This window comes from Labilibacter marinus (genome assembly GCF_001659685.2).
GTDB lineage: Bacteria > Bacteroidota > Bacteroidia > Bacteroidales > Marinilabiliaceae > Saccharicrinis > Saccharicrinis marinus.
Genome location: NZ_LXYE02000002.1, coordinates 171,964 through 194,485 on the forward strand (window position 1 = coordinate 171,964; position 22,522 = coordinate 194,485).

The window sequence follows — 22,522 nt, forward strand, 5'->3', positions numbered from 1 at the left end:
CAGTAGCCAGTATTCAGTAGGCAGTTACTTGCAGCTTGCTGAATATATTTATTTTGATGGAGAATAGTTTCCGACGCAAAGTTGTTTAGTATTTTGCATAGAAGTTGGTGATGCGTCGGATGAATAATGATGATGAAACCTAGTCTTAAGGACTAGGTAATGCTTTTGAACCGCTGGGGCTATGTGTTTTGAGTTGTTAAAGACTTATTGCTGTTTACTGAATACTATTTACAGAATACGGTTTATTTTTAACCGAATACCGTTTACTACTAACTGAGTACTGCTAACTGCACACTGTCTACTCATCTTTCCCCTCAATAATAACGGGATTTTTAAGAATGCGGTCGATTAAATCATCGAATTTGTTGTGCCAGCTATCACCCGCAATAATCAATTGTGCTTTTTTTACACCTTCGGCAATTCTGTATATGATAGAATGAAAACGGTTTGTTATAAGTGTGTCGGCATCATCCATAACAATAAGGCTAATTTTCGTCATAGGTACACCATTAATATTAATCAGCTCAGTTAATCGTTTAGGAGTGCAAATTAATACATCTAAGCCGTCATAAATCTCATCTTTCTGATATTGGATAATTCCCTTATCGAAAGCCACAAAGGTGCGTAATTTGCACTGTTTGCCTAGTATGGCAAACTGCTCTTCCATTTCAAAGGCTTTTTCTTTTGTAGAAGTAATGATAATAGCTCGGGGGGCTTCCTCAAATGGTTTTTTGAGCAACTGGATAGTTCCAATTACTATAGCGGCAGATTTTCCAGTATCTTTAGGAGAAACCATCACTAAGTCAGACCCAGCTTTAATTTTAGGAATAGAATCCGTTTGAATTTGCTTTGGTTCTTTATCAAAACCAGCATTAATAATTCCAGATACTAACTCAGGAAGTAACTTTTTTAGTTTCATTATTGTGATGTTTATTTCTCAGAAGCCGCAAAAGTAAATAAAATAAGCTAATTATTTAACAAATGATATAAATTCGGAAGTAAAGCGGTATAAGTGCATTTTCATATTGCGCTCCAACAATCTAAAACCATGCGTAGATAAATCGGAAATAGCAGGATAATGCATCACGGCTATTTCTTTTACTTTAAGATGTATGGTGTCCGAAAATTCACTCTCGGTAACCATGGCCTTTTCTTTGGTCAGTAATCTGTTTAAATAGCCTAATTCTTCTTCTTTACGAAAATCAGGGTAATTCTTGTCTTTATCAATAACAGACTCGGTTGCACTCAATACTTCAGAAGCGTATATACCTATCATTTCTTCCAGAATATCCTTTTGTGAGAAGTGAGGGTAATAATCAAGAATAATATCGAAGATGAGCTCTTCAAATTCAGATTTAAACTTTGCATAGAACTGATCCGTTCTTTTAAAGTCGGCAAATAGCTGGTTTAATCTCCTTTCTTTATCAAATGTCATAGCGTACTCTTTTATTCTTGATACTTGTTAAACGTACAAATACCAAAAAAGATTATTGTCAATAGAGATTATTATTGAATTTTAAGGAATAAAAAAGGGATTCAGCTTTTTTAAACAGAATCCCTGATATATGAGTTTAACACTATATATGCTTAGTGTTTGAATCGAAAAGTTAATGTTCAAGGTTTGTTCTTTTTGTAAATAACTATTTTCAAAAAGAAGGTGACGAAGAAATTCGACTTTCGGGCAATGGCTTCTTAATTTTTGCTTTTTAGAGCGTTACCTTCAAATTTGATTCCTTCCCAACCGTATTGAATAAAGTTTCTGATGTTTTGGTGGTCGTTTCCTTCGGGGTTTTTCAGTACATCTTTTGTGTAATATTTACCAAAACAATGCAAAGTTTGCTCTGTCGATAAATTTTGAAGTTGTGCAAAAGCAAATAATTTACAAGAACCGTTATTCTCATTAGCCTTGTTATTCGTATCTCCATTAACAAATGCAGTAGGCGTAAATTCATAATTCTCGTCAATAACAGCCATTGTATCTGTAAATTCTATTTCCGTTGGCTGATTGCTTAGCTTTTCTTTAAATGTAATTAGATTCATTGTTGTATATCGATTATTTGTTAACTGTTCTGAAATCAAAAAAGCCACTCGAAATAAATCGAATGGCTTTCCTTGGAGCGAAAGACGGGGCTCAAACCCGCGACCCTCAGCGTGGAAGGCTGATGCTCTATCAACTGAGCTACTTTCGCATTAAATAATATTTTAGAGCCAATAGTGGGACTCGAACCCGCGACCTGCTGATTACAAATCAGCTGCTCTAGCCAACTGAGCTATATTGGCAAAATGTTGTCCTAACTAACCGTTTGTTAGTTTCAAGTGGGCAGAGCAGGATTCGAACCTGCGAAGTCGAAAGACAACGGAGTTACAGTCCGTCCCAGTTGGCCGCTTTGGTATCTGCCCCAATTGCGGATGCAAATGTAAAATTATTTTTTTAAACTCCAACCCATATCTACCATTTTTATTGCAGTAATTGCACCTTCGTCGCCTTTGTTTCCGTGCTTTCCACCTGCTCTGTCTTTGGCTTGCTGTAAGTTAAGTGTTGTCAATAAACCAAAAATAAATGGTATCGGATAGTCTAAATTTAATCTGGTCATACCTTGAGTTACACCATCGCATACAAAATCAAAATGTGGAGTGTCTCCTTGAATAACACAACCCAAACATATCACAGCATCAACATCGGTATGTTCTGCCATATATTGAGCTCCTTTTGTTAGTTCAAAACTACCAGGAACATATTTTTTAATGATATTATCTGGGTTAGCTCCATTTTGAATTAAAGTATTGTATGCACCATCAGATAGTGCTTCTGTAATTTCTTCGTTCCATTCGGCCACTACAATACCAAATTTCATATTAGCCGCAGAAGGCATTTTGCTTTTGTCGTAATCCGACAGGTTTTTTAAACTGGTTGCCATATCTTTTATTTTAAGCTACAAAAATAAAAGAGGTTGCCATAACTGACAACCTCTTTTACATTTAATTTTAATTTCTTTATTACTTACTCGCTAAAATCTGAGCTCTAGTAATATATTTATCAATGCTTCGGGCTTCAATTGAAGTTTTAAAATCATTTTTAATCGTTTCGTAGGCTTCAACAGCATCTGTATATTGTTTTTGCTCTTCGTAAACTAAACCTAATTTTAATAGGTAAGTAGGAGCAATAACCATATTGTCTACATCGCCTGCACTTTTGTAGTTGCTAATAGCAGCGTTTACATCGCCTTTTTCAAGATATGCATCACCTAAAGCACCTTTAGCCGTTGCGTTTAGCAATTCATCACCCGACGAAAAACCACCTAGAAAGTCAATAGCATCATCAAACTGACCTAAATGTAAATAAGATACACCAGCATAATACTTAGCCAATTTACCCGGCTTAGTCATACCATAATCTTCAGAAATAGCTAGAAATCCTAGATTCATTCCGTCACCATTTAAAGCTAATTTAAAGCTATCTCTCTCAAAATAGTTTTGAGCGGCAAATATTTCAATTTGCGCTTGTTGTTCTTGTGGTGCAAAATATAATTTTTTAGCTCCCCAATATCCACCGATTACAATAATTACGGCAAACATGATTATGGTTAGAACTTTCTGGTTATCTTCAATAAACTGTTCAGACTTACTTAACGCCTGTTCCACGTTTTCCATGCCAGTTTCTGTGGCATACTCTTTTTCTTTATTCGACATGAATTTGTATATTTTTTATTGCTACGCAAATGTAGTTGTTTTAACAAAAAATCAAAATATGAGATTGCATTTCTTTAACAGTTTTATTAAAAATATTGCAATAAAAAGATTTTCAATTCTTCTACACGTAAACAATTCTTCCATTTTTAATTTGTATCACGATTTAATTCAAGATTGATTACATTTGCGATCCTAAAGCGGATCCTGTATGTTTTTAAAACATTTACACCTTATTAATTTTAAAAATATTGAACTTGCACAACTCGAATTATGCGAGGGTATCAACTGTTTTATTGGTTCTAATGGAGCTGGTAAAACAAATATGTTGGATGCCATCTATTATATGTCGTTTTGTAAAAGTTTTTTTAATCCTATAGATAGTCAGAATATTAGGCATGAGCATGATTTCTTTGTTATACAAGGTACTTATAATTTAAATGATGAGAAAGAGCATGTTTATTGTGGCTTAAAGAAAGGTGTGAAAAAACAATTTAAACGCAATAAAAAGGAGTACGATAAACTATCTAATCATATTGGTTTACTGCCTTTAGTAATGATTTCGCCACAGGATGAAAGGCTGATAGTTGAAGGTAGTGAGCAGAGACGAAAATATATTGATAGTGTTATTTCGCAATATGATAGAGCCTATTTAGAACATTTAATTAATTACAACAGAGTTATTTCTCAGCGTAATGTTTATTTAAAGAATTTAAAGGCTTTAAATAAAGCGGCGCATGATATGCTAGATGTATGGGATTTTCAGATTCTTGAACTTGGAAAAAAAATATCCAAAGCCCGAGCTTTGTTTTTAGATGAGTTAAAACCTGTGTTTTTAGAAATGTATAATTTCATTTCGGGAGAAAAAGAAGTGGTGGAGTTTGCCTATAAATCTCATTTAAATGATGATGATTTTGAAGTTGCGCTACGAGAATCTCGCGAACGCGATATGATATTGGGTTATAGCACTAAAGGGGTTCATAAAGATGATGTTGATTTTAGAATTGGAGGATATCCGATTAAAAAGATGGGTTCGCAAGGACAGAAAAAAACATTTTTAATTGCCTTAAAGCTAGGGCAGTTTAAGTTTTTAGCGGAACATAAAAATCGTAAACCATTGCTTTTACTCGATGATATATTTGATAAGTTGGATACACAAAGAGGAGACCGTTTAATAGAATTGGTTGGAGGTGACTTTTTTAATCAGATATTTATTACAGATACACAGTTGAACCGTATTAAGCCTGTATTAAGGAAAATAAACAAAGAGTCTCGCATTTTCATGGTGGAAGACGGAGAATTTAAACAACAATAGTGATGGAAAGGAAAAATGCTCAACATATAAAGTCGATTATCAAGGAGTTTTTAGAGAAGAATAAAAATTTGGATCATAAAATGCTCGAAAACCGTGTGGTTAGATCTTGGGAAAAGGTAATTGGCAAAACAGTGGCACGTGCTACTACAACTATTTATATGGATAGAGGCACCTTGTATTTAAGTATAAACTCAAGTGTAATGCGCAACGAGTTATTAATGTTGAAAGATAAAATAATGATAGCCATGAACGAAGAAGTAGGTCATCAGATAGTTACTGCCATCGTTATTCGTTAAGGTTTTATGTAATATGTGAAACTTCTAGGTTATAGAAACCTGAGAAGTCTGTTCGGCAGGAAACCACTAAATCGGTTCTTTTTCCTTCAACTTATTAATACGCGTTTTAACCTTAGCATTATTATCCTTTATAATAGTATCAATCTTTTCTGCAGATTCTCGATATAGCTTAGGTTTAACAGTGGCCATCACATCAATATATTTATTTAAATCTTTATTGATGAGTGATTTTACCATTTCTCCAATTTTGCCCGCGGATAACATTTTACTTTGCTCAGCTTTTCTTGAGATATAATCTTGAAATGCACTCTCAAATATCTGCTGGTCTTTTTCCAGTTGTGAAATAAGGGTGTCAAATTCGTGTAGTTTAGCTAAACTAGGTGCCAGACTGGTCTTTTTTAAATCATTCAGCAAAGCATTAATATTGGCCGACTCTGCACTATAACTCATATTTAGAACCTCCATACCGTAATTGTCTAATATGTTCGAAACTTCTTGAGCAGCTGCAACAGTTTCTGGATTCGGCCATAATAGTTTCGATTTTATTTCTAAAAAGATTACACGAGCCGATTTATCGCGTTGTGCATCCAAAGGTGCCAAAGTGCTTTTTACAATCTCTTCCTTTAAGGTTTCCGTCATTTTTAAGTTTAAGGAAGCTATTTCCTTAATGGTTTCAGTTAAATATTTATCGTCTGAAAAATCGGAGCTCGATAAGGTATTTAAAATTGACGTAGAGGTTGTATTTATTTCTTCAACGGTACTTCGGTAATTTATTAGCGCAATCATAGAGTTATAATCAGAATATGTTCAGGAGGCTAATTTAAATAATTTGAAGATAAATTACTTAAAAAATTTATTCAAGTAAGCATGTTTAAATGACAATGTACTTCATTATGCCTCCAATACTGGCCTAGTTCAAACTATAAATAGGCCTACAATCATCTTTTATATTGCTATGGATATCTATTGGAGGTATTAAATCAGTTTTTGAATCAATCTGGTGGTCGACTATGGTATATAAAGTGTATTTATATGATCATTATGAATAGCTAAATATGTTCCTTTTGACTTTCTTTTTTATACGGTCTGCAAGCTATATTATAATTGAGATATTTAGCGTTTTTAGGAATGGGTTTATAGCTCGAGTTTGTAAAGTATTAATTCTTGTATCCTAATGTAGGTGCGGATTATGTTTTGTGTTTGTTCTTAAGTTTAAGTTGCTTGAAGAAATTATTTGAAGATAAAATGTGGTAAGCAATGTGCACGAAAAATTGTTTTTATCAGCCTCCTAGCACAATGAATTAAAAACTTCGTTTTACATTTGAATAAGAAACATAATTACAAAATATATGCTTCGCTAGCGATTAAAAATTTTGGAGTAAATCAACTTAAATTTTAAACTAAATTATTAAACTCATGACTACATTTATTGGATTTTTAGTGCTAGTTGCTGGAGTGGCAGCATACATATTTTCAAAATTAGATAAACCTGGAAAGAAGTTTCCTGAAATATTACGAGGGGTAAAGAAAAAACATGGCCATATTTTAATTGGCGTAGGAATAGTTTTAATGTTACTGCAGTCTTTGTTCTTTTTTGCCGACAGAGGATTTAATTATTTACTAGTATCACCAACAGGTAAAATGAGTGCGGTGATGGAGCAAGGGATTAAATGGCGTGGTTTTGCAAAAATAGATAAATGGCAAAAATATATTGATGTTAAGGTGGTTAGTAAAGAAACCGAATCGGATATTGATGAGTTGGAAGGGGTAATGCAACCGGTGCCTGTCCGTTTTATAGATCAAGTAACGGCTAATGGACATGTATCTTTGCGTTTTCAGCTTCCACAAGATACACCATCGTTTATAAAACTAGCGGTGAAGTATAGAACCATGAGTAATCTGGTAAATAATACTATTATACCTACGGTTAGAGAGCAGTTGATAAATACCGGTTATATGTTTGCTGCACAGAATTATATTTCTGGAGAAGCCCAGTCCTTTCGTCAAACCTTTGAAGAGCAGCTAAAAGAAGGTACTTATGCAGTGAATAAAATTGAGGTTAAGGATACTATCTTCAACAATATTAATATGACCCAAAGAGACAGGTCGATAAAAGAGATCCAGACCAGTTATATTGTAGAGAAGATTATGAAAGATGGAATTCCTAAAAGAATACCTCATGAGCTATCGGAGAATAACATTATTGTATCGCAAGTAATTGTAGATAAAATTGACCTGGAGGCAACCTTTAAGCAAAGATTAGAAGCTCAACGTGATGAGTCGGCAAAAAGACAATTAGAACAGCAAATGATTGAGACTGCAAAAGCCGAACAGCAACGTATCGTAGCTCAAGGGGAGAGAGATAAAGCCGAAGAGAGAGTTACACAGGAAAAAGAACAAGTTAAAGCACTTATTGCCATAGAAACTAAACTTAAACAGGAAGAAACAAATAAAAAATTAGCGGCCATTGCACTAGAAACTGAACGTCTGTTAGCCAGCAAGAAAAAAGTAACAGCAGACGCTGAGGCTTACGAAATATCAAGAAAAGTAAGTGCTGGTATTACTCCAGAAGTTAAACTTCAAATGGAATTGGATAGAGATGTAAAAGTAGCTGCAGAAATATCTAAAATCAAATTCCCAGAAACAATGATAATGGGAGGCAACTCAAAAGGAGGAACTCCATTAGAAAGTTTAATTGGAGCAGCAATGGCTAAACAATTACAAACCACAAAAAAATAATATGGCAACGGGCATATTAGAAAGCACAATAGTTAGACAAGCGTAAATGAGGCTATGGGTGCTTTCATTCAATGGTTAATCAAGAAAAGACGAGTCAATAATTGATTCGTCTTTTTTGCGTTAAACAATGGCTTATTTAACTTGTGATTATAATACATTTCACTAATTTGCATATCCTTAAATATTATAAAATATGAACTGTCCAAGATGTAAATCTTCATTAGAAGAAGAAACAATTAAAGATATAAACGTAAGTATTCAGGTAGATTGCTGCACTGCTTGCGGTGGTAAATGGTTTGATAAAGGTGAATTAGCTCAAGTTGAAGGTCTCATAGAGCCAATCATTTTAGAAATTAGAAAAATACCAAATAAAACAGATCAGCTAACACCTTTACAGTGTCCTAGTTGTGATAGTCAACACTTTATGCAAAAAGTGGAACATCGTAGAGATAAAAAAGTGATTATAGATTACTGTGCAAGCTGCAAAGGAATTTGGTTGGATAAAGGAGAGCTAGAAGCTATTCAAAAAGAAAATTACTTTGTTACTATAGGTAAGTTGTTAAAATGGGTTGCTCTTGGAGATTAGTTTGTTAAGTCTTAGTTTTATTCTGAAATACATATAATTTACTACGAGCTATGGCTATGATAAATTAGGGTGATTACTTGCCAATTAAGATAAACAAGAATACCTTAATTAAAATCTAAATTTACATTAAATGATTACTTTTTTTATTTGCGTTGCCATTCTAGTCGCGGCATACTTTATTTACGGAGGATTTATTGAAAAGCAATTTGGAGCAGATGCTAATAGACCAACACCGGCTATTACTCAGAATGATGGAGTTGATTTTGTTCCGTTAAGCAATGGTAAAATATTTTTAATTCAGTTTTTAAATATTGCAGGTTTAGGACCCATTTTTGGAGCTATTGCAGGTGCGTTATGGGGGCCTGTAGCATTTATTTGGATAGTGGTTGGCTGTATTTTTATTGGTTCTGTTCATGATTACTTCTCAGGTATGTTATCCATTCGACATAAAGGAGCTAGCATTCCTGAAATTGTAGGTATGTATCTAGGTAAGGGTGCCAAAAACTTTATGCGCATATTTGCCGTGGGGCTGTTGATTATTGTGGGTGTTGTGTTTGTAAAAGGTCCAGCTTCTATTTTGCATGGAATTACACAGTGGGATGTAACCTGGTTAGTGGTGGGAATATTTATATATTACCTATTGGCCACTATGATTCCTATTGACAAGCTAATTGGTAAGATTTATCCTATTTTTGGCCTTAGTTTATTAATAATGGCTTTAGGTATTACCATTACTATGGTATTGGGTGGCTTTGAAGTGCCAGAATTGGTTCCTGAAAATATAACCAATATGCATGCCGATTCATCTAAATTTCCAATATATCCTTTGTTGTTTATCACCATAGCATGTGGAGCTGTTTCTGGTTTTCACTCCACACAATCTCCATTAATGGCTAGGTGTTTACCCAATGAAAGAGATGGCAAGCGAATATTTTTTGGTGCCATGATAGCAGAAGGAATTGTAGCTTTAATTTGGGCTGCTATTGCCATGTCATTTTTTGGAGGAGTTAAGGAATTAGGCCAAACGTTAAGTCAACCCAACCAAGATGTTGCTTGGGCGGTAAATAAAATATGTAATACCTTATTGGGTAAGGTTGGCGGAATATTAGCTTTAATTGGTGTGGTGGCAGCTCCTATTACCTCGGGTGATACCGCATTTAGAAGTGCCCGATTAACCATTGCCGATTCTTTTAATATTCAACAAGGAAAGCTGATACAGAGGTTGTATGTAACCGTTCCTATTTTTGCTGTGGCTATATTGTTAACACAAATAGATTTTAGTGTGGTATGGCGTTATTTTGGCTGGGCCAATCAAACCTTATCAGTTTTTGTATTATGGACTGCTGCAGTGTATATGCGAAAAACAACGGGTAAGTTTTGGTTTGTTCTAATTCCAGCCATATTCATGACTTCGGTGGTGACTAGTTATATATTAATTGCGCCAGAAGGATTCAATCTAAGTCAGGAAATATCCTATACTGTAGGTGTTTTGGCAGGAATTATAGCTATGGTTAGCTATTTGTTTTTGATTAAAAAGCCAGAAGTTTCGGAATAAAGAATAAGAATTAAGCTTGGATTAATAGCCCCTATCGATATGTTAATTCGATAGGGGCTTTTTTACTTTTATGGCTAAACGGATTGGATAAAATAGAGCATAAAGTGGGTAAATTATTTTATGATTAGGGCTTGGTTTGATGTTATTTTTATAGAAATATTGAAGGTTAATTAATTCTATAATAATGGAAAACAAAAGTTTTAATTCTACACGCTCATCGTTGGTAGTTTTTACCGCAGGAGCATTTTTCTTTTACAGTTTTATTCAGATGACGTTGTTCAGTACAGAGGCCATGAAGGAATACTTTATGGAAGTACTATCTTTAAAAACAACGACTGAATTTGGTAATTTTGCGGGAACATTTCTATACGGAACCGTTCTCCTTTTAATTCCTATAGGTTTACTTTTGGATAAAATATCCGTTCGTAAAACCGTGATAGCGATGATTGCAATTATGGTGGTTAGTGTATTTGGTTTAACCTTTACAACTAATGTTTATGTGGCCATGGTTTTAAGGTTTATTATGGGTATTGCACATTGTGTGGCATTTATGGCCCCATTCCGTTTGGCACCGCGCTGGTTTCCATCACGTAAACTGGCCTTGGTAGCAGGTTTGTTATTAACTTTTGCGGTGTTTGGAGGATGGGTTTCTGGAGCGCCAATGTTAGCTTTAATTAAAACGTTGGGTGGCGAAACTACTATGGTGATTAATGGTTCATTGGGGTTTGTTATATTTATTTTAGCCTTACTATTTTTAAAAGATTTTCCAGAAGAGTCTTCAGAAGAGCTTAGTCAAGTGGATTCTATATCTGTAATGGAAGGTTTAAAATTAGCTGCTAAAAATAAACAGAATTGGTTGGCAGGTTTATATATAGGATTATTAAATCTATCCGTTTTATTATTAGGAGCGGTATGGGGAACTACCTATCTTAAATTTGTAAACCCAGACTTTTCGGAAGCTACATATACTGGTATTATTGGAATGATTTTTATTGGCACTATGATTGGTTCACCTATTTGTGGTTGGATTTCGGATAAAATTAAATCCAGAAAACTGGCCATGATTGGAGGAGGTATACTTTCCTTATTAGTGATGTTCATAATTATTTTTCCACCCTCAAACAGTGCAGGATTATTTTATGTATTGTTTTTACTATTGGGTATATTAACAGCGGCACAAAGTATAGGTTACCCTGTAATAGCAGAGTCAAATCAAGATAGAGTATTGGGTACTGCCAATGGGTTATCAGCGGTTATTTTAATGGGAATAGGAGCCATTGGGCAACCTTTGTTTGGTCAATTAGTTACTCAGTTTGGTGGAGGAGAGGGGGCTAGTGCTGCGCAATTGCAAAGTGCCTTTCAGAACGCAATTTGGGTAATGCCTATAGCTTTTATCGTAGCGGTGGTTTGCGCTATTTTATTAAAAGAAACATTTAAAAAGGAAGCCTAGATATTTGATATATAAGGCAGAACCAATCAAGAGATACGCTTATTGGTTCTGTCTTTTTTTGTGTGTTTATATTTTAAAATTTAAAGGGTTTGCTTTAAGAAATTTAGCTGGAATATTTAATAAAGTTGCACAAGCAATCCACCATAACCAACAATAAACTCCAAAAGGTAAGTATCCAAAATATCCCAGAATGGGCATTTCAAAAACATGAAAAGCGTTTACGTAAGGTAAACTGTATTGCCAATATGCGGGATCATTAGTAAACAGGGCTACTTGTCCATCATGAATGGCGCTCAAATAATTTTGTCCTTCAAGGGTAAATCCTGCTACAAAATAGGTTAAAGCGGATAGTAATACTGGTCCCCAATTACCTTCTTTAATAGAGTCAAAAGGCGTCCATACTTTTATCTTATTTAAAACTACCCCTAAAATTACGGGAGGAGATACCCATAAAATAAAGAATAATTTATCAGGAAAAAGTCCTGCAGCAAACATTGAAACTAATGACCCAATTAGTAATGTGTTTTTCACTAAGTTATTTAAGTTTATTTTAATGCCGTTTTTAAAACGATTGGCAAATTTTGGAAAGGTCATAAATAATAGGTACCATTCAAATGCTAATGGTAATAATCCAGATGAAATAACAAAAGCATATAACAAAAACTCTTCTCTATCCAGAATGTTACCCCATGGATAATACCAGTTATCATCCACAAAAAAGTTCATAAATTCAAAAATCATCCAACCAGTCATGGATGCAATTCCAATACCAATTAGTTCTTGGGGTATTTTTGCTACCAATGAGTTGCCACCCGTTCTTCTATATACTATTCCATCCAAAATTAATACCGCTCCCCAAAAAAGAGGGAAGTCGCTCCAGTGTATAAACCAGGCTGGCTGTTTAAGGTGCAGACTTAAAAAAGTTAATGAAGTCCCCCAGCATAATAACCCGAACCAAAACCAGTAAGGTAATTTGGCTTTCTTTATTTCAGGAAGGTCTCTGATTTCTACTTTTTTAAAACCAAATAACTTTGGCACAATATATACTGCGGCAATGCCCGCACATACTATGGCTATAGCGCAAAATATTAATAAGTTAAACTCAGGCTTATCCATAGGTTTTAACGGAGGATAGGCAAAAAAGTCTGCAGGATAGCTACCATTATAATATAGGTATCCACCTAACCAAGGCAAAAATAACATAGCGGCCATGGATAGAAGCAGATAAATCATTTTACGTGTTATGCTCATGGTGTTTAAGTTTTAGATAGTTAATTATAAGTTAGTTGTAGTTTTAATATTCGTCTACCTTAATATTATTAATGAAGTAAAACATGATTAAGAGTAAATACTGTATTACTCCAAATAGAACCATTATAGCGTACGCTGGCCAGTTTTCTTGAATGGGCCAAAGAGAATTCCATACTATTTTTAATATTTTAACCGGTTCTAAAAATATTTCCCAGGAGTATAAATAACCATTTCCTAATTTAATAGCAGATAGCAATTCTCGTCCCATATAAAAACCCAGACAGCTTAATATAAGTGTGCTATGTATAGCTATTTTGGCAAATCGCTGACTGTATCTCTTTTTGAATAAAGAATACATCATTTTTAAGGATAAGAAACCATAAAAAACGGAGAGCATAGCTAGGGAAAATATAATTAGAGTATCGTACTTAATTAAATCAGCATTTTGCTTAATTGCAGGATCTTGGCTATCGTGAATTAAATCACTAATCATATAAGGTGCATTGGGGTAAAATAAAACCCACAACAAGGTTCCCAACCAAAAAATCCAAGTGTTAATTTTAGAATTAAATCGATATAGTAAATAAGCGATGGTAATTACTGGGGCTGATCCTATAAATAAGTTAGACCTGAGGAATGAATAAAAGTCGTTACCTACAATTAAGTTTCGAATTGCTAGAATAAGAAGATTAGCAAGTGTTAGTATAAGTACAACGCGAACAATGTTGTTTTTTTTCTTCAAATTAAGGTCCTCCAGTTTTATAGATGATATTTGTAATTAAACAATACAATAAACAAAATGTATGACAATGTAATTATGAATATTTTTTTATGCAAAAAATAAAGACTCTATTTTATAGAAATATTAATAATTATACAATATAAAATTTAGTGTTGATTTATATATCTGATTTTGTTGATTGAATTGTGGACTAGATAGTTCTATTGATTTAATTACGGACTCTTAATCGTTGCGCTATTTAATTAATAATTTAATTGTTTATTTGGTCGACAAAGTATGTTTATTGAAGATAATGATTGTATTAGATATGAGATGTGTGAAAATTGTAATAGTGAGGTTTAAGCAAGTACTTAGGTCCAATTCGGGAATTTATTACTATAACAATATTGAATTCTATTTCTTTTCTTAATATCTTTAGAATACATAGTGAGCTATTTCCTTTGTTTCTATAGTAAAGATTCGTTTGTATGCTAGAAAATCGTGATTCATATATGAGAGAAATTGAGCGGTTAAAAACTGAGCTCGATAAAGTAAAGCATAGAGAGAAGTACTATCATCTTATTTACGAGTCCAATAATGATCTAATTTTTATTCATAATAAAGAAGGTCATATAATTGATGTGAATCAAAGTGTTGTTGATCGGTTGGGGTATAGTAAGGAGGAGATGTTAACACTATCGGTGGCTGATTTAAGTTCAGATGTTAAGCCATATACATTAGATGAGGCTAAAGTTCACTTAGGTAATGCTCATTATACAGAAAGATACCTTTTTGAATGGCAGTCAAAATCCAAATCGGGGGATATCTTTTGGGTTGAAGTTTCCTTAAAAAAAGTAGAATTAAATGGTCAGGAGCATATTATTGCTATAGCACGAGATATAAATGAAAAGAAAAAGGCGGAGCAAGAGTTATTCGAAACGAAAAATTTATTAGAAGCATCAATCGCTCAATCATCATCAGGCATTTTAATTGCTGATGCTCCTAATGTGAATATTAGGGTGGCCAATAATGCGGCCTTTGGTATAAGAGGCGAAAGGTCTGAATTATTAACAGATATTGATGTGGAAAAGCATGGTGAGCGCTGGCAGACCTACAAGCCAGATGGAACTCCTTATCCTCCCCTTGAACTTCCTTTGTCCAGAGCAGTAATGAAGGGAGAAATAACAACTGGTGAAGATTTAATTTTAAAAGATAAATCAGGTGATGTTCATTGGATAAATGCAAATGCGGCACCAATTTATGATAGCAAAGGAAATATAACGGCAGGTATTGTTGTATTTTTAGATGTTACAGATAAAAAAAACATAGAATTAGAATTAAGGCAACATAAGGAAAATCTTGAAAAACTTGTTAAAGAAAAGACAGAAGACCTTGAGGCTGTAAATGAGGAGTTAAAAACCATTAATGATGATTTATTTGAGAAGAATGAAATCATTAAAAAGCAGAACAGCGAACTTAAGTCAACACTAGAGAACTTGAAGAAAACACAGACACAATTATTACATGCCGACAAAATGGCTTCGTTAGGTATTTTAACAGCTGGAGTTGCACACGAATTGAATAACCCCTTAAATTATATAAGTGGAGCATACTTAACGCTCAATAATTATTTCTCTAAAAATGAAGATATATCACAAAAGGATGTAACGATTTCGATATTGGCCTTGAAGGAAGGATTGTCGCGGGCGACAAATATTATCCAAAGTCTTAATCAATTTAGTAGAGATAGTAAAATAATAGATGAGGATTGTGCTATTCATGAAATTATTGATAATTGTTTAATAATGATTAGGCAACATCAAGAAGATGATATTGCTATTGTTAAAGATTATTGGAAAGGGGACATTCTGTTTAAAGGTAATGTAGGTAATTTACATCAAGTATTTTTAAACATACTTACTAATGCTATTCAGTCTATAAAAAGGGAGGGCGAAATAACAATAAAGACTTCGTTAGAGAATAACAATTGTGTAATCTCAATTAGTGATAGTGGTTGTGGAATTCCAAAGGAGGATATGAAGAGAATAACGGATCCTTTTTTTACAACCAAACCGCCTGGTGAAGGAACTGGTTTGGGCTTATCGATAACCTATAATATAATCCAAGAACACCATGGCAACATCTCGTTTAAATCTGAGCCAAACAAAGGTACTATTGTTACTGTGCGCTTACCTGTATAGTTTTTTACTATATACAGATATGTAAATGTACTACTAAACTCATGTTTTGTACCGCGGCAATCATTACAGCAAATAATAAGAATGTACTTTGTTGTATAAACAGATTATACTATGAAAAATATTTTTATTGCGATTATTTCTTTGTCATTGATATGCAGTTCTTGTGATTCTAAGACTAAAGAAACTCCTTCAAAGAAACCCAATATTGTTTTTATTTTGGTGGATGATTTAGGCCATGCTGATGTTGGATTTAATGGTTCTAAATATTATGAAACACCTCATATTGATGAATTAGCAAATAATGGGCTTGTATTAGAAAATTCATACATGTACCCAACTTGTTCGCCATCTAGGGCAGCGATTTTTACGGGTAAGCAATCGTTCAGAACAAATGTTTATACTGTGCCAGTACTTGAAAAAGGAACTGATCAGGAAAGTATATTCTCGCGTTGGACTGTTGGGCTCGAACATCCCTTACATGCCGAACTCATGCAAAAAGAAGGATATAAATCTATTCACCTGGGTAAATATCATATTGTTGGGCCATATCCAGAGGAAGAGGTAGCGATGGACTATCCTTTTGAAAGCCGTTTAACACAGCCTGATCCTTGGGATTTCTCATGGCTTGAGAATCATCGTTCACCTGAGGTGATGAAATACTATCCTGAAAGAAGAGGTTTTGTAAAAAATGTTGGCGGAACATATAGAGGTGATCCTGCATTGGAGATAGGCGGATATAAGAGTGAAACTGGTGGATATAGTCCTCCTTATAGTAATCCATTTTTGCCAGAAAATAAAAACGAAAGTGAGTGGTTAACAGATTTGTTAACATCTGAAGCGATTGACTTTATAGATCAGCACAAAGAAGAACCATTTTTTGTAAACTTAAACTATTACACGGTTCACCGACCAATACGTCGCAGAAGTGAAGAGCTTTTTGAAAAGTATATGGATAAAGCAGGCGATGAGGTCACAGGTCAGGGGGTAGAAGGTAAACGTAAAGAAAAAATGGCCGAGTACGCTTCTATGATAGAGTCCTTAGATAATAATGTACAACGTATTGTAGAATATTTGAATAATAGCGGACTTCGAGAAAATACGGTTATTATATTCTCATCGGACAATGGATATCATGGAATAGCCAGTGATAATCGTTTAATGAGAGGAAAAAAAGGATATATTTATGAAGGAGGAATTCGAGTTCCAACATTAATAAATTGGCCAGGCAAGGTAAATGCTCGCCGTTCTAAAGTAGCCGTTTCTTGTTTAGATTACTATCCAACTTTTATTGACCTAGCAGGTGTAAAAGATTATGAAGGTCCTATGGATGGAAACTCGATGGTTCCATTATTTAATAAGGATAACGAATTGTTTAAAAGTAGACCTCTGTTTTGGCATTTAGCAAGTATTTGCCGACACGGAACTTGTTCTGTTATTCGCAAAAATGATTATAAGTTAATTCAATATCTTGAAGATGGTAAACTTGAACTGTATAATCTAGTTCAGGACCCACAAGAGTCTTTTAATTTGGCTGATAAAGAAAAAAGTATAACTCAGCAAATGTTAAATGAATTGGTTCAATGGCGCAAAACGAATAATGTTCCATTACCTCCAAATTCAATACTAAAATTATAAATGAGATTGGAATTCAATTTGTGCCGCTGATCCAATTCAGTAGTTTGCTACTTGTTGAGAGAAAAAAAGAGCTTATCAAATAAATGATAAGCTCTTTTTTTTACCTGCGGAGAGAGGGGGATTCGAACCCCCGGTACCTTGCGGTACACACGCTTTCCAGGCGTGCACGATCGGCCACTCTGTCACCTCTCCTTATTCATTAATTAAAAAATCCCGCATAAAGCGGGATGTAATTGGCACGGATTGAGAGGCTCGAACTCCCGACCCTTGGTTTTGGAGACCAATGCTCTACCAACTGAGCTAAATCCGTGTTTTGCATTAGCTGTTTTTAAATGCGCTGACAAAAGTAGAATAAAGTTTTACATTACCATACTTTAAATTGAAAAAAAACTCCTGTAAATACTAAATAGACTGGTTTCCAATACGCTTTTTTTTATCTTTGCGCTTAAATTAATTGGCACTAGGACTATAATAGATACGGATTTTTATTAAAACACTTTTTATGAGATTATTTAAGGGATTGATTGTACTTGGGGTAGCATTAGGAATGCTAGTTGCTTGTAGTCCACTAAAAAAGATTGAAGGTTCAAAAACGGCGGCGTTGGCAACATATGCAGGCCAAGATTATGATAGAGCGTACATTCAACTTTCTGAAGTAATAAACCAGTACAAGGCAGCTAAAATGGCGGTACCAAATGATATTTACCTAAAAGCTGCGGATTGTGCGTTGAATATAAAAAACTATGTAGGAGCCTCTGATTATTTTATGAGCGCTTTAAGTGATTCTGTTACTTTAGATGGTGTAAAAGGATATATAAACAGTGTTAAAGCCCAAGGTAAACAGGAAAAAACAAGTGTAGTTATTGAAAAATATGCCGATTTTTTAAATAATGCAGGTGCTTCTAACTATGTATCTACGGAGCAATTCGATATTGCTTTAGCAAGTAAGGATGATAATAAGGTAATAGAAACATACAGTGCATTAACTTCACCTAACGAGAACCAAAGTATGGCTTATGTTTCTTCACTTGATGCTTTGGGAAAAAAGAAGGAGGCAATAGATTATTGTAATAAGTTAGTTAAAGAAAATACTGATTACAATTTGGCCAAAGAATGGAAAGCGGTTTACTACTATAATAAGGCCGAGGAAGTATATAAAAGTAAAATGGCCAATTATAATAAGAACAAAACCTACACTGCCTATGTTTATTTGAAGCGAGACTTAAAAAAAGTATCTTCTGACTATAGAGTAGCTAAGGATTTGTTTGAAGACTTAAGGAAAGTTAGTCCCGAAGAGAAAAAGTATATCAGATACTTAAAGAATATATATTTAAGGCTTGAAATGAAGCGAGAGGCTTCGGCAATGGATAAGTTATTAAAGTAAACAGTTAATATATAATTTATAATTTTTGAGAAATGAGTGAAGCAATTGTTCAAAACGATTTCAATTTCCCAAACCAAAAGGGGCATTATGTAGGTAAAGTTCGTGATGTATATAACATCAATGATGAACATTTAGTAATGGTGGTTTCTGATAGAATTTCGGCGTTTGATGTTGTGTTGCCTAAAGGAATTCCTTATAAAGGTCAGGTTTTGAACCAGATTGCAGAGAAGTTTTTAGATGCGACTTCTGATATTGTACCTAACTGGAAGGCTGCTACTCCGGATCCTAATGTAACTGTTGGTCATTACTGCGAAACATTTCCAGTAGAGATGATTGTACGTGGTTATTTAACAGGTAGCTCGTGGCGTCTGTATAAAGAAGGTGGACGTGATATTTGCGGAGTACCTTTGGTGGAGGGTTTAAAAGAGCATCAAGCTTTTCCTGAACCATTATTAACACCTACTACTAAAGCGGAGCAAGGTGAGCATGATGAGAATATCTCTCGTGAAGAAATTATTAAGCAAGGATTAGTTTCGGAAGAGGATTATGTAGAGTTAGAGCGTATCTCTTTGGAGTTATTTAAGCGAGGTTCAGAAATTGCCAATGAAAAAGGTTTAATACTTGTTGATACTAAATATGAGTTCGGTAAAAAGGACGGTAAGATATATTTGATCGATGAGATTCATACACCTGATTCTTCTCGTTATTTTTATGCTGATGGTTACCAAGAGCGTTTTGATAAAGGTGAAAATCAGAAGCAATTATCAAAAGAGTTTGTTCGCGAATGGTTAATGGAAAATGGATTCCAAGGTAAAGAGGGACAAGAAGTACCTGAAATGACTGATGAGTTTGTAAATAAAGTAAGCGAGCGTTATATTGAACTATACGAAAGTATTACAGGCGATAAGTTTATTAAGGCCGATGTAAACAATGTTATCGATCGTATTGATAAAAATGTAAACGATTATTTGGCTAAGCTGTAGTCTTAGTCCACATCATAGTAAAAGGGAATTTCGTTCAACGAAATTCCCTTTTTTATTTTTACTTAAGTTATAATTATCACTTCAAATTGTAATTATGCTAGAAATTAATAATTAACTTTGATTATCATAAATAATAAAACATAATACACATATGAAGAAGTTTTTTAAGATTCTTGGAGGAGTAGTGCTTTTTGTACTGCTTTTATTGATCGTAATACCTATGTTTTTTAAGGGTAAAATAGAAAGCTTAGTTAAAGAAGAGGTAAATAATCAGGTAGTAGCCAAGGTAGATTGGGATAAATTCTCACTGTCTTTAATTAAAGACTTTCCTAATCTTTCAGTAGGCATGTCGCAGTTAAGTGTTGTTGGGATAGATAAATTTGAAGACGATACCTTGGTGTATTTAAAGGACTTTGTGCTTTCGGCAGATTTAATGAGTGCCATAAGTGGCCAAGTTTCAATAGAGCGTATATTAATAGATCAACCTATTGTAAATGCGTTGGTTTTGGCTGACTCAACTGTAAATTGGGAAATTACCAGAGAATCTGAAGAACTTGAAGTGGAAGAGGAAGTTGAGGGAGAATCGAGCGCCTTTGGAATAAGTCTGGAGCAGTTTGAAATAAAGGATGCCGTAATTACTTATGTGGATAAAACCATGGACTTAGATGCTGTAATCCGAAATTTTAACCTAAATCTTTCGGGAGATTTATCCGCAGCAACCACTAATCTGCAATTAGAAAGTTCAATTGAAGATGTGAGTGTTACCATGGAGAGTACTAAATATCTAAATAAACTAAAGGTTAATTTAGAGGCTGGTATTTTAGCTGATATGACCAATATGGTATTTACTTTTAAGGAGAATAATTTAAAACTGAACGATTTAAATTTAGGATTTAACGGTAGCGTAGGTATGTTGGATGAGGGTTATGATTTAGACCTTAAGTTAGCCGCCAAAGAAACTTCGTTTAAATCTTTATTGGCCTTGGTACCTGCTGAATTTTTAACGGATTTAGAAGGAGTAGAAACCAAAGGTAGTTTAACCTTGGAGTCTTCGGCAAAAGGAGTATATAAAGATGAAGAAAATCTTCCTGCATTTACAGCTATTTTAAAGGTGTTAGACGGACAAATAAAATACCCTGACTTACCTAAGTCAATCAATGATATTAATATTGATGTTGCTGTAAATAATCCAGGAGGTTCTCCTGATAATACTATTACCAATATTCAAACTTTCCATTTTAAGTTAGGACAAAATCCTTTTGATGCTTCATTATTATTAAAAACGCCCATTAGTAATGCCCAGTTTAACGGAAATATGGTTGGGGTAATCGATTTAGGTACTTTAAAAGATGCTATTCCGTTGGATAGTTTTGATATTAAAGGAGTGATTGATGCCGATATGACCTTGAATGGAGAAATGGCCATGATTGAGCGTGAAGATTACGAAGCGGTTGATGTAAATGGAAAGTTGAAAGTAGATGGTTTTGAATATGCCTCTGCCGACCTTCCTTTGGTTAGTATTAGTGAAGCGTTAATGACTTTCACGCCTCAGCGAATTGCCTTGGATAAATTTATTAGTAAAGTAGGGAAATCGGATTTTGAGTTGGAAGGAAATATTGATAATTACTTGCCTTATGTATTTAAAGACGAAACGATAAAAGGGAAGCTAAAGCACAGGTCTAATCTGTTAAATGTAAATGAGTTTTTAGTAGATTCAGAATTGGAAGCAGCAGAATCAATAGAAGATACTGCTGCTTTAGAGTTAATAGCCGTTCCTAAAAATATCGATTTTGTTTTTACTTCATACTTTGGAAAAATCATATATGATAAACTAGAAATTGATAAAACTAAAGGTAAGATTACGGTTAGGGATGGAAAAGTTGTTCTGAACGGTATTTCAATGGATTTGTTAGATGGTAAAATGAAGATGGCAGGACAGTACAATACGCAGAATGTGCAGAAGCCATTTGTTGATTTTATATTTGATGCTTCTAATATTGATATCACAAAAACGGCCAACTCGTTTAGTATCATTGACTCTTTAATGCCTATTGCTAAAAGCTCCAAAGGAAAAATTGCTGCCGATTTTAAGTATAATAGTTTGTTGCAGCAGGATATGATGCCGGATATTGCTTCTATTACTGGAGGTGGAAATATAAAATCTAAATCTATTGAGGTATCTAATTCTAAGGTGTTAAATAATATGGCTGATCTGCTTAAAAAGGATAAATATCGTAAGATGACGGCTGAGGATTTAGATATTAACTTTATCATGAAGGATGGGAAAATAATTGTAGAACCATTTACGGCTAAAGTGTTTGGAAGTAAGATAACTGTGAGTGGAGAGCAAGGTTTCGATCAATCTTTAAATTATGTGGTAAAAACTCCGGTATCCCGTAAAGATATTGCTGGAGCTATGAGCTTTTTAGGTGGCAACTTTGCTTCTTCGGGTGATGATGTGATGGTAGATGTAATTGTGAAAGGAACGGCTAAGGATCCTAAGTTAAGCTTGGATTTAACCGAGGCTAAAAAACAGGTTGGTAAAGAGGTTGAAAAGGAAGCTGAAAAGGTTGTGAAGGATATTCTTAAGGATGATAATATTAAAAATGCTTTAGAGGGAATCTTTGGAAAGAAAAAGAAGAAGTAAGTATTAAAATATCTAAAATCAATAGCGTCCTAAACTATTTATTTTAATGTTCTGAAAGTCTTGTATAGTACC

The 22,522-nt window shown here is 34.1% G+C and carries 19 protein-coding genes and 5 tRNA genes; 11 read left to right on the top strand and 13 right to left on the bottom strand.

The features are described from left to right. Positions 1-298: 298 nt before the first annotated feature. From A8L32_RS02195 to A8L32_RS02230, 8 genes are all read right to left on the bottom strand, one after another. Positions 299-919: a DEAD/DEAH box helicase gene (locus A8L32_RS02195; RefSeq protein WP_066627255.1), complete on the bottom strand. Its 621-nt coding sequence runs from the start codon at positions 917-919 to the stop codon at positions 299-301. Between the two features lie 51 nt (positions 920-970). Continuing rightward, positions 971-1,435 (bottom strand): hypothetical protein, encoded by a 465-nt coding sequence (locus tag A8L32_RS02200; RefSeq protein ID WP_066627258.1) that lies wholly within the window; start codon positions 1,433-1,435, stop codon positions 971-973. Between the two features lie 257 nt (positions 1,436-1,692). Continuing rightward, complete coding sequence (locus tag A8L32_RS02205) at positions 1,693-2,040, bottom strand: HopJ type III effector protein (RefSeq protein ID WP_066627260.1); 348 nt, start codon at positions 2,038-2,040, stop codon at positions 1,693-1,695. Between the two features lie 73 nt (positions 2,041-2,113). Then, a tRNA-Gly gene (locus A8L32_RS02210) sits at positions 2,114-2,189 on the bottom strand. A 17-nt stretch (positions 2,190-2,206) separates the two neighbouring features. Beyond that, positions 2,207-2,280, bottom strand: a tRNA-Thr gene (locus A8L32_RS02215). A 37-nt stretch (positions 2,281-2,317) separates the two neighbouring features. Beyond that, positions 2,318-2,400, bottom strand: a tRNA-Tyr gene (locus A8L32_RS02220). Positions 2,401-2,423: 23 nt separating this feature from the next. Beyond that, complete coding sequence (gene ribH, locus A8L32_RS02225) at positions 2,424-2,918, bottom strand: 6,7-dimethyl-8-ribityllumazine synthase (protein WP_066627262.1); 495 nt, start codon at positions 2,916-2,918, stop codon at positions 2,424-2,426. A 79-nt stretch (positions 2,919-2,997) separates the two neighbouring features. Beyond that, complete coding sequence (locus A8L32_RS02230) at positions 2,998-3,690, bottom strand: tetratricopeptide repeat protein (protein ID WP_066627264.1); 693 nt, start codon at positions 3,688-3,690, stop codon at positions 2,998-3,000. A 208-nt stretch (positions 3,691-3,898) separates the two neighbouring features. Between A8L32_RS02230 and recF the strand changes: the two genes are divergently transcribed. After that, positions 3,899-5,002, top strand: coding sequence for a DNA replication/repair protein RecF (recF, locus tag A8L32_RS02235; protein ID WP_066627267.1), 1,104 nt, complete (start codon positions 3,899-3,901; stop codon positions 5,000-5,002). A gap of 2 nt (positions 5,003-5,004) precedes the next feature. Further along, positions 5,005-5,298, top strand: coding sequence for a DUF721 domain-containing protein (locus A8L32_RS02240; protein WP_066627269.1), 294 nt, complete (start codon positions 5,005-5,007; stop codon positions 5,296-5,298). A gap of 66 nt (positions 5,299-5,364) precedes the next feature. On the opposite strand, the gene A8L32_RS02245 is transcribed toward A8L32_RS02240, so the two are convergent. Further along, a complete protein-coding gene (locus A8L32_RS02245) occupies positions 5,365-6,084 on the bottom strand; it encodes a DUF6261 family protein (protein WP_066627272.1) in 720 nt (239 codons plus the stop codon). 630 nt (positions 6,085-6,714) lie between these two features. Between A8L32_RS02245 and A8L32_RS02250 the strand changes: the two genes are divergently transcribed. From A8L32_RS02250 to A8L32_RS02265, 4 genes are all read left to right on the top strand, one after another. Beyond that, positions 6,715-8,037 carry an SPFH domain-containing protein gene (locus A8L32_RS02250; protein ID WP_066627274.1) on the top strand — a complete coding sequence of 441 codons (1,323 nt, stop codon included), beginning with the start codon at positions 6,715-6,717 and terminating at the stop codon, positions 8,035-8,037. 193 nt (positions 8,038-8,230) lie between these two features. Beyond that, complete coding sequence (locus A8L32_RS02255; protein WP_066627277.1) at positions 8,231-8,623, top strand: TFIIB-type zinc ribbon-containing protein; 393 nt, start codon at positions 8,231-8,233, stop codon at positions 8,621-8,623. Between the two features lie 130 nt (positions 8,624-8,753). Further along, entirely contained in the window at positions 8,754-10,178 is a 1,425-nt protein-coding gene (locus A8L32_RS02260; RefSeq protein WP_066627280.1) for a carbon starvation CstA family protein, read from the top strand. A gap of 184 nt (positions 10,179-10,362) precedes the next feature. Continuing rightward, positions 10,363-11,628, top strand: a complete 1,266-nt coding sequence (locus A8L32_RS02265; protein ID WP_066627283.1) for an MFS transporter — start codon at positions 10,363-10,365, stop codon at positions 11,626-11,628. A 66-nt stretch (positions 11,629-11,694) separates the two neighbouring features. Here A8L32_RS02265 and A8L32_RS02270 read toward each other — a convergent pair whose 3' ends face one another. After that, positions 11,695-12,879: a hypothetical protein gene (locus A8L32_RS02270; protein WP_143524996.1), complete on the bottom strand. Its 1,185-nt coding sequence runs from the start codon at positions 12,877-12,879 to the stop codon at positions 11,695-11,697. A gap of 43 nt (positions 12,880-12,922) precedes the next feature. After that, a complete protein-coding gene (locus A8L32_RS02275; protein WP_066627291.1) occupies positions 12,923-13,621 on the bottom strand; it encodes a DUF1361 domain-containing protein in 699 nt (232 codons plus the stop codon). 467 nt (positions 13,622-14,088) lie between these two features. Here A8L32_RS02275 and A8L32_RS02280 point away from each other — a divergent pair, with 467 nt between their 5' ends. Together A8L32_RS02280 and A8L32_RS02285 are read left to right on the top strand one after the other, a co-directional pair. Then, on the top strand, positions 14,089-15,801 hold the full coding sequence (locus A8L32_RS02280) for a PAS domain-containing sensor histidine kinase (protein WP_066627294.1): 1,713 nt from the start codon (positions 14,089-14,091) through the stop codon (positions 15,799-15,801). A gap of 111 nt (positions 15,802-15,912) precedes the next feature. Beyond that, positions 15,913-17,436, top strand: a complete 1,524-nt coding sequence (locus tag A8L32_RS02285; RefSeq protein ID WP_083631142.1) for a sulfatase — start codon at positions 15,913-15,915, stop codon at positions 17,434-17,436. Positions 17,437-17,543: 107 nt separating this feature from the next. On the opposite strand, the gene A8L32_RS02290 is transcribed toward A8L32_RS02285, so the two are convergent. Both A8L32_RS02290 and A8L32_RS02295 read right to left on the bottom strand, forming a co-directional pair. Then, positions 17,544-17,628, bottom strand: a tRNA-Ser gene (locus A8L32_RS02290). 42 nt (positions 17,629-17,670) lie between these two features. Beyond that, positions 17,671-17,746, bottom strand: a tRNA-Trp gene (locus A8L32_RS02295). Between the two features lie 192 nt (positions 17,747-17,938). On the opposite strand from A8L32_RS02295, the gene A8L32_RS02300 reads away from it, so the two are divergent. The 3 genes from A8L32_RS02300 (at position 17,939) to A8L32_RS02310 (ending at position 22,450) form a co-directional block, all read left to right on the top strand. Further along, positions 17,939-18,820, top strand: a complete 882-nt coding sequence (locus tag A8L32_RS02300; protein WP_066627297.1) for an outer membrane protein assembly factor BamD — start codon at positions 17,939-17,941, stop codon at positions 18,818-18,820. 32 nt (positions 18,821-18,852) lie between these two features. Next, the gene (locus A8L32_RS02305) at positions 18,853-19,803 is read left to right on the top strand and encodes a phosphoribosylaminoimidazolesuccinocarboxamide synthase (RefSeq protein ID WP_066627300.1); all 951 of its coding nucleotides are present in this window, start codon (positions 18,853-18,855) and stop codon (positions 19,801-19,803) included. Positions 19,804-19,954: 151 nt separating this feature from the next. Beyond that, positions 19,955-22,450, top strand: coding sequence for an AsmA-like C-terminal region-containing protein (locus A8L32_RS02310; RefSeq protein WP_066627303.1), 2,496 nt, complete (start codon positions 19,955-19,957; stop codon positions 22,448-22,450). The last annotated feature ends 72 nt before the right edge of the window (positions 22,451-22,522 follow it).